The organism is Serratia sp. TSA_7 (genome assembly GCF_052692135.1).
Genome location: NZ_JBQZFU010000003.1, coordinates 1 through 13,652, shown reverse-complemented (window position 1 = coordinate 13,652; position 13,652 = coordinate 1). Strand labels below are relative to the sequence as shown.

Here is a 13,652-nt window from a genome sequence, read left to right as displayed (position 1 = left end):
TGCTGCGCGTTGCCCGGATAGCTCAGTCGGTAGAGCAGGGGATTGAAAATCCCCGTGTCCTTGGTTCGATTCCGAGTCCGGGCACCATATTTAGAAGAACCCGCCTATGGCGGGTTTTTTGCTTTCTGGGTATGGACTCTCCATCGAACAAGTTCGATTATTCGGCCTGAAGGCCTCACCCTGCGGGCCAACGCTGAAGCGTTGTTCAACACGGCGCAAGCGCCGGCTGTCCGAGTCCGGCCGCCCTATTTAGAAGAACCCGCCTATGGCGGGTTTTTTGCTTTCTGGGGTATGGACTCTTCCTGCGGACCCAGGCTGAAGCGTTGTTCAATCCGGCGCAATCGCCGGTTGTCCGAGTCCGGTCGCCCTATTTAGAGAACCCAGCCTATGGCTGGGTTTTTGCTTTTCAGGGTATGGACTCTCCATCGAACGAGTTCGATTATTCGGCCGAAGTGCCATGGACATCAAGCGACGCAGCGTCGCCGGCTCACCCCAACACATCCTGAACACAGGCTTTAAACACTTTAACGCCGAGCGCCAGTGCGTCGCGATCAAAGTGCATTTCCGGGTGATGCAGCCCTGGCGTCAGGTTGGCTCCCAGCCCCCAGAAACCGCCCTTAACCTGCGGGCGCAGACGCAGGTAGTGGAAGAAATCTTCACTGCCCGGTGTCGATTTTGGCGCGGTCAGCCCGGCGTCTCCGAACACGCTGCGAATAGCGCGGGAGACAACTTCGGTTGCCTCGTCATCAATGATCGCTGCCGGCATTTCTTTCATAATACGTATTTCAGCCCGTGCGCCGTAGGCTGCCGCACTACTCTCGATAGCGCGCAACACCTGCGGTTTTAACGCATCCATGGCTTCGTTTTCAGCCGCACGCAGATCCCAGCACACTTGCGCTTTGTCCGGAATAGAGTTGGTGACCCCGGCGTCGCAGAGAAAACGCGTGGCTTTCGCGCTCCAGGTCAGCGATGGCGCAAGGTGAATACCGTTGACCGCCTGTACCGCGTGAGCGGCAGCATCTAGCGCATTCACGCCAAGATGAGGGCGCGCGGCGTGCGCTGCTTTTCCATGGAATATAACTTCAACGGTGGCTGAGGCTGAGTAATACATCGCCGGCACCGCCTGCCCCAGAGAGCACTCTTCCAACGGGCGCAGGTGGAAACCGAGCAGCATATCAACATCCTCCAGTACGCCGCCTTCGGTCAGGGCTATTGCACCGGTGCCCAGTTCCTCGGCCGGCTGGAAGATAAACTTCAGTTTCCCCTTTTTCACCAGGCCCTCCGCCATCACTTCCTGGGCGGTGGTCAGCACCACAGAGGAGTGACCATCGTGGCCGCAGGTATGGCGCGCCACATGCTCGCCATCAATAATATGTCCGAGCGCATCCATATCGGCACGCAGCGCCAACACTGGCCCCGGTTTGCCGCTATCCAGAACGGCCATGATACCGGTAGTTCCATTAACCTGGCGCGTGACCTGGTAGCCCACTGCCTCCAGTACCCCCGCGATATAAGCGGAGGTTTTATATTCTTCGAACCCGAGTTCCGGGATCTGATGCAGGTAATTAAAGTGATCTAGTGTGCGTGACACGTCTTACTCCTTAGTGTGCTTCATTCAAGCAATAACTCGCATTACCAGCATAGAGATAACCGCGTTGAAAATGCTGACGACCATCAGTAGCGGCCAGTACTTCTTCGGGACATCGGCTACCCCCAAAAGACGGCCCATATATTGTAGCTGTGAACCCATTAAAAAAATGGCGGGTGCGAGGATGGTGATCTGCCCGATATCCAGCGTGCCTTTGCTCAGTAGGCTGATAGCAACGCCAGTGCCTGCCGACGACGAGAGCCAGGCAGTCAGCAACACGGTGATAGCTTCGCCCGGCAGGCCGAACACCCCCATTAACGGCGAAAAAATATGACCAATGGCCTGCATCACGCCGAGTAAATTTAGCATTTCAGCAATCACATACGCCATTAATACATTCGGCATCAGATTATTGATGGCGATATTAAATCCTTTACGCGCACCAATAATGAAAATATCGAACGGGTTACCAGAGACTCTTGTGGTATTACTCATTATCGAAATCCCTCTTATATACAGTATTTAATGTCAGGCGAACTATGACGGCGCCAACAAACTTCATAACGAACATCAGCACCAATGGAATAATTATCGGGATGGTCAGCGAAGCAAACATAGCCGAACCAATGGAGAAATAGTTGTTAATTAATCCGGCACCTGAATATTGCCACGCCCCCATAATCACCACGTCTTTACGAGTAATTTTTTCGCTGTCATACAGCTCTTTAGTAAGTGCCGCGCCGGCATCGGTACTTTGCAAATCGGTGATCAACGCCAGCCCGGTATAACCCGGAATACCGAGCAGCGGTTTCAGGAGCGGTGTCAGCAATTTATGCGCCGCACGGATCGCTCCGTAGTGGGTAAAAATTTCCAGCAACCCCAGCGCCAGCATCACCGTGGGCACCAACGATAGCGCAAAAAGAAAACCAGCTTTCGCGCTGATACCGCCACTGCCGATAAAGGTGTTGGTTTCCGGTGACTTCATGGTGCCGAATGCACCGCCAAGCGTAGTGAAGTCAAACGCCCCCAGCCACGCCATACCCTCGACTTTAAAAAAGAAGCCGGAGAAAACCAGCAGGACAATAATCAGGGAGAGCCAGGCACCAGGCCCGACTCTCCACTCATCAACAAGCTCTTTCTCGGGCTTCTCCAAAATTTTCGATTCGCTCATAACATCTCTCTTCAAAATAATCAGATGACAATCCCCTGTTACTAAGCAGGATCCGTGCCTGAATAGCTGGCAGATAAAATTAAAACCTTTCGCTAAAATTTTTTACGCGACAACCCCCTCCCATAAAATACAGAGAACAAAAATAAAAAATTAACGAAAAATTATTTAAATAAAACCCGAACACGCTCTAATAAAATGCCACTTCACCATTACCTGGCCCCCTTTTGGGGCAAATCAATTTCTTTTCATAAATGTATTTTCATTCATATCAAGAAGTGAGCGGTTAATTCGATTATCACTATTCAATCATGATGATAAATATCCGATTAATGATATTATTGTTGCCCTCAGGTCAACGATCGGGGAGGAAGGTAAAAATGTATCAGGACAGACAGGTCGGCTATCTGTATGAAGTGGGCAACCAGGGAGGTATCCGCCGTGCGGCAGATATTCTTGGCGTTAATCCGTCGGTGATTAGCCGACAGATTGCCCAACTGGAGCGGGCTCTACAATTACCATTGCTGGAGCGGCGTGGGCGAAATGTGGTATTGACCGAAGCGGGCCGCCTGCTGGCAGAGGACCATCTTACCAGCCGCCAGAGACGTGAGAAGTTGGAAAGTCAGCTCAAAGACCTGCGCCATATGCGCGGAGGTACAATATCCGTGCGCATCGGCGGCGGGCTTATCACCGCATTTATCGAAGGGGTGATGCGTGAGTTTGCCCGGTCTTACCCTCAGGTTTTTGTCGACATTGTGGTCGGCAGCCTGCAGGAGATGCTCAACGATATTGTCAGCGGCGAAGCGGATATGGCTCTGGCATTCGGACCGATTGGCACGCCGGAACTTAAACGGCACAGCTTTCAGTGGGGGCCAATCTGCGCGGTAGTCTCGCCGCAGCACCCGATTGCCGGGCACAGCAGCATTACCATTGAAGAGCTGGTCGATTATCAGCTGATTGCGCTGACGGAACATTTCGGTCTTCAACGGCATATGAATGCGATGTTCAAAAGTCTGGGCTTGCAATTTCACCCGGCGTATCGCTGTAATCAGTTTTCCACCGCCATGGGACTGAGTCAGGCAGGGCTGGGGATTTCGTTTATGACTGCCTCTGCCGCCGCCGATCCTGTCCGGCAGGGTTCTCTGGTGGCAGTGCCGCTCGATCACCCAATCGCCAGCAGCGCCCAGTGCCATCTGCTGCGCAGCTCTGACCGGCGCTTTACCCCGGCGGCTCATCATATGTGGCAACTGCTGCACAATGCATTTCGCGACAAGTAACGTACTGTGATATCAGGGCTTGAGGGCCAACGCTGAAGCGTTGTTCAACCCGGCGCAAGCACCGGTTGTCCGAGCCCGGTCGCCCTATTTAGAAGAACCCGCCTATGGCGGGTTCTTTGCTTTCTGGGGTATGAGCTTTCCATCGAACGAGTTCGATTATTCGGCCTGAAGGCCTCACCCTACGGGCCAACGGCTCAGTTGGATCCCCCGCTCGGCCGCCCCGGCGCCGAAATCAGCCAACACCGCCCTCACATCCGGGTCGATATAGTCGGCGTTATCATGCTCGGCGATCACTACGCAGTTATCGGGGATCTGCGCCAGCAGGCTTTGCAGACGCGGATTATGCAGAAAAGTCAGGTTCTGGTGAAACCGCACCACATAATGATCGTCGTAACAACTCAGTTGCAGCGCATTGCGGTGGCTTTTGTAGGTACTGCACAACAGTTGCGCCATCAGCCCGATAGCAATGCCCGCCAGCATGCCGAAGATAATGATGCCGGAAACGGTGAGGATAAAGGGAATAAACTGCGGCAACCCCTGGCGCCACTGGGCGATAAACAATGCCGGAGAGGCCAGCTTATAGCCGGTATACAACAGTACCGCCGCCAGGCTGGCTAACGGGATGGTGTTTAGCGCATCGCTGAAGAACAGGCCGCATAACAGCAGCAGCACACCGTGCAGCAGAATCGACATGCGGCTACGCGCTCCGGCATTGACGTTCACCGAACTGCGGACAATCACCGCAGTGATCGGCAGACCGCCGAGAAAACCGCTCAGCATATTCCCGACGCCCTGCGCGCGCATTTCCTTGTCCGGCGAAGGTGCCGGCGTTTGGGATTTCAGTTTTTTCAGCGCCTCCTGACTCAGCAGGGTTTCCAGGCTAGCTACCAGCGCCAACGTCAGCGCGATGAGATAAACCGAAGGGTTGCGCCAGGCACCTTGCCAGTCCGGGCGGCTGAGCTGCTCGCCCAGCGCCTCGGCGCTACCGAATTTAGGCAGTGAAATGCGTGGCATGGCGCCGATGCTTTCCGGCATCCACCGCTCGCCAAAGACCACGGCCAGGCTGCCCCAGAGCACCGCCACCAACGGACCAGGGAGATAACGGGCCAACGGGATCCGTTTCACGGGTGCGGTGGTCCACAGCCACATGATCAACAGGGCACCCAAGGCAACCAGCGCCGAGGCGGGCGACAACAGCTCGGCCCCCTCTGCCAGCAACGCCTTCAGGCTCGCGTCCCCCTGTACGCCCAACGCTACCGGCACCTGCTGCATGATCAGCAAAATACCGATGGCCACCAGCATGCCCTGGATCACCGTACCGGGCACCAGCGCGATCCACCGTCCAGCACGCAGCAGGCCGAAAATAAGCTGCAACGCCCCCGCCAGCATCAGCGCCACCAGCAACAATGAAAACGAACCCAGCGTTTCCATGGCCGCGGTAACAATGGTGACCAGGCCGGCCGCAGGCCCGCTGACAGCGTAGCGCGAAGGGCTCAACAAGGTGACCACGATTCCGCCGATGACCCCGGTCAGCAGCCCGACAAAAGGCGGTAAGCCACTGGCCTGCGCAATGCCAAGGCTGAGCGGCAATGCCACCAGAAACACCACTATGCCGGCGGGAATATCATTACGCAGAGTGCTGAAGTTCATGACTCACCTCCGCAGCGTTCTGATGGATGAGTTCCTTCAAATGCCCTTCTTGCAGATCGTACACACAGCCAAAAACGTCCAGCATCTTGCCCTGTTCCCAGTGTCGGCGTACCGGTTCGCTGGCAATCAAATGGGTGAACTGGGTCACCACGTGCGCGTCGATAAGCCGGTTCAGACGCGTAGCATCGTCATCCTCTGCCTGCCGATAATCTTGCAAGTTATGTTCCAGCGAATATCGCAAATGCGCCATCCGCCGCGCCAACGCGCTGTCCTCCCGCGCCAGCGGCATTTCCGGTAGCGCCACCGCGGCCTGTACGCCGCCGCAACCGTAATGGCCGCACAAGACAATGGCGGAGACGTGCAGATATTCCAGCGCATATTGCAATACGCTCATCAGACTATCGTCATCCTCAAGAACCATATTGGCGATATTGCGATGAACGAAAAGCTCACCAGGGTGTGCGCCGGTCAGTACCTCGGCCGGGACACGGCTGTCGGAACAGCCTATCCACAACGCCAGCGGCTGCTGACCGGCGACATGCTTGCGGAAGTAATGCGGGTTGCGCTGGCGCTGCTGTAGCGCCCAACTGCGGTTTCTGGCTATCAGGGGTTTAAGTATCGTCACGGCATGCATCTCTCTGTTGGGGACAAACAGGCTCTCGCCTACCCGCCCAGGAGCCAATTACATGAATCAAAATGATGGTTTTATCCCAAATCCAAAATTGGCATGGGGCATTTTTTACACGCACAGCGCCGTTCCTCCATCAGGAAAGGCCCCTATTAACCATAGAAGCAGCAACGAATCTGACAAGGGAAAACAGCCGGGAACTTTTAACAAAAAAAAGTAAACACATTGATTTTGTTGGTTAATAAATCACAGCAGGCATATTAAAAAACTAAAGTAACTCCAAAGAGATCATTCTTTACATTCGCTGCCTGGCCCGCCAGAAACCGGGCATAAAAAAACCCGCCGTAAGCGGGTTTTCTAATAATTACACAAGCAGACTGTTAAGACTCGCTTGCCTGTTTGGCATTGCCTGACAAGAACTCTTTCTCATAAGCCAGCGCTTTTTTACTGTCGAACTGATGTTCCCATTTGGCAATGACCAGTACCGCCAGCGCATTACCCACTACGTTCAAAGCGGTGCGCGCCATATCCAGGATACGGTCGACGCCGGCAATAAACGCCAGCCCTTCCAGCGGAATACCGACGCTGCCCAAGGTCGCCAGCAGCACCACGAACGAAACGCCGGGTACACCTGCGATCCCCTTGGACGTGACCATAAGCGTCACCACCAGCACAATTTCCTGGCCTAAAGACAACTCAATCCCGTACAACTGCGCAATAAAGATGGCGGCAATGCTCTGGTACAGCGTGGAACCGTCCAGATTAAAGGAGTAACCGGTGGGCACCACAAAGCTGGTGATCGCCTTCGGTGCACCGTAGGCTTCCATCTTTTCAATAATGCGTGGCAATACGGTTTCCGAACTGGCGGTGGAATAAGCCAGGATCAGTTCGTCCTTCAGGATGCGGATTAGCGTCCAGATACGCAGGTTGCACAAGCGGGCGACCACACCCAGCACCACCAGAGCGAAAAAGGCGATGGCGAAGTACACCAATAACACCAGTTTGGCGAGCGGCAACAGCGAAGCGAAACCGAAGTTGGCTACCGTCACTGAGATCAGACCAAATACCCCAATTGGCGCATAACGCATGATCATATGGGTGACTTTGAACATGCTTTCGGAAACGGCTTTAAACACCTTCAGCAGCGGTTCTTTGGTTTCTTTCGGCAATGACGACAGGCCAAGGCCAAACAGCACCGAGAAGAAGATAATCGGCAGCATGTCGCCTTTGGCCATGGAGGCAAAGACATTCGACGGAATCAACGACAGAATGGTCGCCACCAGACTATGCGAACCGCTTTGCACTTGCTCGGTGGTTTTTTCATATTGGGAGATATCGACCGCCGTCAGCGTCGACATATCGATGCCGTGACCGGGTTGAAAAACATTAGCCAGCGTCAGCCCCACCACAATGGCGACAGTGGTAATCACTTCGAAATAAATAATGGTTTTCAATCCGAGGCGGCCTAACTTTTTCGCATCACCGACTCCGGCGATACCTACCACCAACGTAGAAATAACGATAGGCACGACAATCATCTTGATCAAACGAATGAAGATATCACCGGCCGGACTAAGAATATTACTGACCAGCCACTCGCGTGACTCCGTCTGATTATGAAGTACCGCGCCGACGATAATACCTAGTACCAGCGCTATCAGGATTTGCCAAGCAAGGCTAATTTTTACACTTTTCATACCCAAAGAGTCCTCAAAAGACTCCTTTCAACGTATTTAATTGCAACACGAAGAAAAGAATAATTAATCATTTAATACGGGCTTATGTTCATTACGAGAAAGCGTCCACCTGCCCTTAGTGTGACGTTGCTTAAATCAGTACCATTTGAGCGACCTTGTCTGCAACCCTTGTTTTATCAGGCTTGTGCGCTGAATCGAATCATAAAAATTATTCACTCCAGCGTCACATAGCATAATTACTTGTTATTAAAAACATAATTTTATGTGCAGTAAATCACACATTAATCCGATCGATTGATTTTTAGCCATAATAAAAATGCGTTGTTTTTCGCAGAATCTGCATATTTAGTCCACTAACGATGTTTATATTATGTTGCACAAAGGTTTTTAAAATGAAAACAAAAAACATTTCGCTTGGTAATTATTTTATTGATATTTTTCGCTGGGAACACAAATGAGAATTATTCTTCTAAAACCAGTCTTCAACAAAGTATTTATCAAACACGACAACGCCCAGGCAGGATTATTAAGCTAAGAGTGGTGATAATAACTCCACTATTAATAGTGGCAGGTATACTAATAGCCAGCATACGTATAAATGATTTAGCAGAAATTAATACACAAAGTTTTATATTCGCTATGCTCTATAGGAAGTGCGTTTAATCCGGGACTGTTTATTCTTTTTGGTTCTTTAGATAGCCTTTTCTGACAAAAACCACCTATTTGGTCCCTTTTTCCCGTCAAGCAGATAGATACACAGCGCAAATGAGACAGAACTATTACAAATCAATATCTTTGTTGCGTGATCTGCCGCGCAAAAAAGAAACAAAGAATCATAGCAAACTATACTTAACCTTCAGTTGACATATCATTAACAACTTCAAGGAGAAAAGCTATGAGCCAAGTGCATAAACACGCTATTCCCTCTGCAATTGCAGAACACGCCCTGATTAACCCAGAACAATACCAACAATATTATCAACAGTCTGTGCAAAACCCCGAGGCTTTCTGGGGCGAGCAAGGAAAAATCCTGGACTGGATCAAACCTTATAGCCGGGTAAAAAACACGTCGTTCGACCCGGGCCATATCAGTATCCGCTGGTTTGAAGACGGTACCCTGAACCTGGCGGCCAACTGCCTCGACCGCCACTTGGCCGAACGCGGTGACCAGACCGCCATTATCTGGGAAGGTGACGATCCCACCCAGTCGAAACAAGTGACCTACAAACAACTGCATCACGATGTCTGCCAGTTCGCCAACGTACTGAAAAAGTTGGGCGTCAAAAAAGGCGACGTCGTGGCTATCTATATGCCCATGGTGCCGGAAGCCGCGGTCGCCATGCTGGCCTGTGCACGTATCGGTGCGGTGCACTCGGTAATCTTTGGCGGTTTCTCGCCAGAGGCGGTCGCCGGCCGCATTATCGACTCCAATTCCAAGCTGGTTATCACCGCTGACGAAGGCCTGCGCGCCGGGCGCGCCGTACCGCTGAAAAAGAACGTCGACGACGCGCTGAAAAACCCTGGCGTGAAAAGCATCACCAACGTGGTCGTTTTCCAACGTACCGGCAAGCCAGGTTATTGGCAGGAAGGCCGTGATTTATGGTGGCATGAACTGACCAACGGCGTTTCCGCCGACTGCCCACCGGAAGAGATGAATGCGGAAGACCCGTTGTTTATCCTTTATACCTCCGGATCGACCGGCAAACCCAAGGGCGTGCTGCACACCACCGGTGGCTATCTGGTGTATGCCGCCATGACCTTCAAGTACGTCTTCGACTACCACGACGGTGACGTGTACTGGTGTACGGCCGACGTCGGCTGGGTTACAGGCCACAGCTATCTGCTCTACGGCCCGCTGGCCTGCGGCGCCATCACCCTGATGTTCGAAGGCGTGCCGAACTACCCTGGCGTCAACCGCCTGTCGCAGGTGATTGATAAGCACCAAGTCAATATCCTGTATACCGCCCCCACCGCCATTCGTGCGCTGATGGCCGAAGGCGATAAAGCGATTGAAGGCACCAAACGCGATTCGCTGCGCATCATGGGTTCGGTCGGGGAGCCGATCAACCCGGAAGCCTGGGAGTGGTATTACAACAAAATCGGTAACGGCAAATGCCCGATCGTCGACACCTGGTGGCAGACCGAAACCGGCGGCTTTATGATCACCCCACTGCCGGGCGCAACCGAGTTGAAAGCCGGCTCTGCCACGCGCCCGTTCTTCGGCGTGCAGCCTGCGTTGGTCGATAACGTAGGCATACCGCAGGAAGGTGCCTGCGAAGGCAATTTGGTGATCACCGATTCCTGGCCGGGCCAGGCGCGTACGCTGTTTGGCGATCACGATCGTTTTGAGCAGACTTACTTCTCCACCTTTAAAGGCATGTATTTCAGCGGTGACGGCGCACGCCGTGATGAAGATGGATATTACTGGATCACAGGTCGCGTCGATGATGTGCTGAACGTTTCCGGGCACCGTCTGGGTACCGCAGAAATCGAATCAGCCCTGGTCTCGCATCCGAAAATCGCCGAAGCGGCGGTAGTCGGTATTCCTCATAACATTAAAGGCCAGGCGATTTACGCCTATATCACGCTGAATCATGGCGAAGAACCTTCACCGGAACTTTATACCGAAGTTCGTAACTGGGTGCGCAAGGAAATAGGGCCGATCGCCACGCCAGATGTGCTGCACTGGACAGACTCTCTGCCCAAAACGCGTTCCGGCAAGATCATGCGCCGTATCTTGCGCAAAATCGCGGCGGGTGACACCAGCAATCTCGGGGATACCTCAACCCTGGCGGACCCAGCCGTAGTAGACAAGCTGTTGGAAGAAAAACAATCCATGAAAGTACCGTCGTAATTTCCGCCGTCTCCGGCCGTTCGTCAGGAAATCACCCGATGGACGGCTGTCAGCGCGGCGTTCTCGATCAATACCTACTGGAGACGCACTGATGAATGACACCATTTATCAAAGGATTGAGGAAAACCCGCGTTTTAAAGAGCTGGTACGAAAACGCGGCCGCTTCGCCTGGCTGCTTTCGTTGATTACGCTGGTGCTTTATGTTGGCTTTATTTTACTGATCGCTTTCGATCCGCAGTGGCTTGGTACGCCGATCGCTGCCGGATCGACCATTACCCGTGGGATCCCGGTGGGCGTGGGCCTGATCGTGATCTCTTTCGTTCTGACCGGGATCTACGTATTCCGCGCCAATGGCGAGTTCGATCGTCTGACTGCAGAAATCTTGCGTGAGGTGAAGAAATGAGGCGTTTACTCTCCACCGCCGCTCTGCTGGCTCTACCGGGGTTGGCCTTTGCCGACGCCATTGGCGGTGAAGTACAGCGCCAGCCGTTGAATATTCAGGCGATCGTCATGTTCGTGTTGTTTGTCGGCGCCACGTTGTATATCACCTATTGGGCCTCCAAACGCACCCGCTCGCGCCAGGACTACTATACCGCAGGGGGGAGAATCACCGGCCTGCAGAACGGCCTTGCCATCGCCGGTGACTTTATGTCGGCGGCCTCTTTCCTGGGTATTTCCGCGCTGGTGTATACCTCTGGCTATGACGGACTGATTTACTCTATCGGCTTTTTGATCGGCTGGCCGGTCATTCTGTTCCTGATTGCCGAGCGCCTGCGTAACCTTGGCCGCTATACTTTCGCTGACGTAGCCTCTTATCGTCTGAAGCAAAAACCGATCCGCACACTCTCTGCCTGCGGTTCACTGGTGGTGGTCGCGCTGTATCTGATTGCTCAGATGGTTGGGGCCGGCAAGTTGATCCAGTTATTGTTCGGGCTGAACTACCACGTGGCGGTGATTTTGGTCGGTATTTTGATGGTGTTGTACGTACTGTTCGGCGGCATGCTGGCCACGACCTGGGTACAGATTATCAAAGCGGTGCTGCTGTTGGCCGGTGCAAGTTTTATGGCTCTGATGGTGATGAAATCAGTCAACTTTGACTTCAACACCCTGTTTGCCGAAGCCGTGAAAGTGCATCCGAAGGGCATCGCCATTATGAGCCCGGGTGGTTTGGTCTCGGATCCTATTTCGGCACTTTCCCTGGGGCTGGCGCTGATGTTCGGTACCGCCGGGTTGCCGCATATTCTGATGCGCTTCTTTACCGTGAGTGACGCCAAGGAAGCGCGTAAGAGCGTGTTCTATGCTACCGGTTTTATCGGTTACTTCTATATCCTGACCTTTATTATCGGTTTTGGCGCTATTTTGCTGGTCAGCCCTAACCCGGCATTCAAAGATGCCACCGGTGCATTGCTGGGTGGTACCAACATGGCGGCAGTGCATTTGGCCAATGCAGTTGGCGGTAACTTCTTCCTTGGCTTTATCTCGGCAGTGGCCTTTGCCACCATCCTTGCGGTGGTTGCCGGCCTGACGCTGGCGGGTGCATCTGCGGTATCTCACGACTTGTACGCTAGCGTGGTTAAAGATGGCAAGGCGACCGAACGTGATGAGCTGCGGGTTTCCAAAATCACGGTAGTGATCCTGGGGATCGTGGCAATCGCGCTGGGAATTTTGTTTGAGAAGCAGAATATCGCCTTTATGGTGGGGCTGGCCTTCTCTATCGCTGCCAGCTGTAACTTCCCGATTATCATTCTTTCAATGTACTGGTCACGCCTGACTACCCGCGGAGCGATGATCGGCGGCTGGCTGGGCTTGCTGACCGCGGTGATCCTGATGATCCTGGGCCCGACGATTTGGGTGCAGATCCTTGGCCATGAAAAACCGATCTACCCTTATGAATATCCGGCGCTGTTCTCCATGTTGGTGGCGTTTGTGGGTACCTGGCTGTTCTCAGTCACCGACAGTTCGCTAGCCGGGCAGCAGGAACGCGAACGCTTCCGCTCTCAGTTTGTACGTTCGCAAACCGGATTGGGCATCTCTCAGGGTAGCTCGCATTAACCAAATAATAAGTGAAAAAAAGCAAACACCCCCTAATCAAAGGCCCTTCGGGGCCTTTTCTCGTTCTGTCAGTTGTAAATAATCGTTGAAGGTTCATCGCTGATATCGGGGTTTTTCATTCGAACAGCAAGAATCAAGATAGATGCTCTGAACAATATAAGAGACAGAATCATGAAACAGCCTACGGCCTTACTATTGCTGGTCTTTGCCGGCAACGCACTGGCAACACCGCTTATCGAACCACTGCAGTTGATTAGCGACCACACCCTGCCGACCGCACAGTTGCAGGCGCAGATACTTGCCGCCAAACGCTACGACAGCTTCTGGAATACCGGCGATGAAGCGCTGGCAAAACAGGCGCTGGCCAGCGACTTTACCGATATGACCTTACCCGCCGGCAGAATACAGGGCATCCGCGGTGCGTTACAGGCCTCGAAAACCTTCCGCCAGGCCGTCCCGGATTTACGTTGCGAGGTAGCGCAGATGATTGTCACCGGCGATCGCGTCGTGGCGCATTTGCGCTTTAGCGGGCATTTTACCGGCCGTTTTCAGGGCAAACAGGGAAAGGGACAACCCATTGATTTTATTGCGACAGATATCTATCAGATCAAGCAAGGCTCAATAACCGCCAATTGGCATATTGAGGATAATCTGACGTTATTACAGCAGTTGGGGATCGTGAAAATGTAGATTACTGAGGCGCAGCGTAGCTGCGCCCGGTATTTCCTGGCCCCAAAG

General features: G+C 53.1%; 12 protein-coding genes and 1 tRNA gene. 7 read left to right on the top strand and 6 right to left on the bottom strand.

Translation table 11 applies throughout. The features are described from left to right. Nucleotides 1-11 precede the first annotated feature (11 nt). A tRNA-Phe gene (locus ACUTQW_RS12435) sits at nt 12-87 on the top strand. Between the two features lie 400 nt (nt 88-487). Here the strand turns inward: ACUTQW_RS12435 and ACUTQW_RS12430 are convergent. The 3 genes from ACUTQW_RS12430 to ACUTQW_RS12420 are packed head-to-tail and all read right to left on the bottom strand — an operon-like array spanning nt 488 to nt 2,759. After that, on the bottom strand, nt 488-1,591 hold the full coding sequence (locus tag ACUTQW_RS12430) for a M20 peptidase aminoacylase family protein (protein WP_004953999.1): 1,104 nt from the start codon (nt 1,589-1,591) through the stop codon (nt 488-490). A gap of 24 nt (nt 1,592-1,615) precedes the next feature. After that, complete coding sequence (locus ACUTQW_RS12425) at nt 1,616-2,083, bottom strand: YjiG family protein (protein ID WP_006323174.1); 468 nt, start codon at nt 2,081-2,083, stop codon at nt 1,616-1,618. Next, complete coding sequence (locus ACUTQW_RS12420; protein ID WP_006323173.1) at nt 2,076-2,759, bottom strand: nucleoside recognition domain-containing protein; 684 nt, start codon at nt 2,757-2,759, stop codon at nt 2,076-2,078. The genes ACUTQW_RS12425 and ACUTQW_RS12420 overlap by 8 nt, the downstream gene beginning before the upstream one ends. Nucleotides 2,760-3,136: 377 nt before the next feature. On the opposite strand from ACUTQW_RS12420, the gene ACUTQW_RS12415 reads away from it, so the two are divergent. After that, nucleotides 3,137-4,033, top strand: coding sequence for a LysR family transcriptional regulator (locus ACUTQW_RS12415; RefSeq protein ID WP_004954009.1), 897 nt, complete (start codon nt 3,137-3,139; stop codon nt 4,031-4,033). Between the two features lie 174 nt (nt 4,034-4,207). Here the strand turns inward: ACUTQW_RS12415 and ACUTQW_RS12410 are convergent, their stop codons facing one another. Both ACUTQW_RS12410 and ACUTQW_RS12405 read right to left on the bottom strand, forming a co-directional pair. Beyond that, the gene (locus ACUTQW_RS12410; RefSeq protein WP_020438313.1) at nt 4,208-5,683 is read right to left on the bottom strand and encodes a SulP family inorganic anion transporter; all 1,476 of its coding nucleotides are present in this window, start codon (nt 5,681-5,683) and stop codon (nt 4,208-4,210) included. Continuing rightward, on the bottom strand, nt 5,661-6,317 hold the full coding sequence (locus tag ACUTQW_RS12405) for a carbonic anhydrase (protein WP_020438312.1): 657 nt from the start codon (nt 6,315-6,317) through the stop codon (nt 5,661-5,663). The genes ACUTQW_RS12410 and ACUTQW_RS12405 overlap by 23 nt, the downstream gene beginning before the upstream one ends. Nucleotides 6,318-6,369: 52 nt before the next feature. On the opposite strand from ACUTQW_RS12405, the gene ACUTQW_RS12400 reads away from it, so the two are divergent. Further along, nucleotides 6,370-6,531: a hypothetical protein gene (locus ACUTQW_RS12400; protein ID WP_155728975.1), complete on the top strand. Its 162-nt coding sequence runs from the start codon at nt 6,370-6,372 to the stop codon at nt 6,529-6,531. A gap of 160 nt (nt 6,532-6,691) precedes the next feature. Here the strand turns inward: ACUTQW_RS12400 and gltP are convergent, their stop codons facing one another. After that, nucleotides 6,692-8,008, bottom strand: coding sequence for a glutamate/aspartate:proton symporter GltP (gltP, locus tag ACUTQW_RS12395; RefSeq protein WP_006323170.1), 1,317 nt, complete (start codon nt 8,006-8,008; stop codon nt 6,692-6,694). 895 nt (nt 8,009-8,903) lie between these two features. Here gltP and acs point away from each other — a divergent pair. From acs to ACUTQW_RS12375, 4 genes are all read left to right on the top strand, one after another. Next, nucleotides 8,904-10,862 carry an acetate--CoA ligase gene (gene acs / locus ACUTQW_RS12390; RefSeq protein WP_006323166.1) on the top strand — a complete coding sequence of 653 codons (1,959 nt, stop codon included), beginning with the start codon at nt 8,904-8,906 and terminating at the stop codon, nt 10,860-10,862. A gap of 91 nt (nt 10,863-10,953) precedes the next feature. Continuing rightward, complete coding sequence (locus tag ACUTQW_RS12385) at nt 10,954-11,265, top strand: DUF485 domain-containing protein (protein ID WP_004954024.1); 312 nt, start codon at nt 10,954-10,956, stop codon at nt 11,263-11,265. Beyond that, entirely contained in the window at nt 11,262-12,914 is a 1,653-nt protein-coding gene (actP, locus tag ACUTQW_RS12380) for a cation/acetate symporter ActP (RefSeq protein ID WP_006323165.1), read from the top strand. Before ACUTQW_RS12385 ends, actP begins: the two co-directional genes overlap by 4 nt. 171 nt (nt 12,915-13,085) lie before the next feature. Continuing rightward, the gene (locus tag ACUTQW_RS12375) at nt 13,086-13,604 is read left to right on the top strand and encodes an ester cyclase (RefSeq protein ID WP_020438311.1); all 519 of its coding nucleotides are present in this window, start codon (nt 13,086-13,088) and stop codon (nt 13,602-13,604) included. The last annotated feature ends 48 nt before the right edge of the window (nt 13,605-13,652 follow it).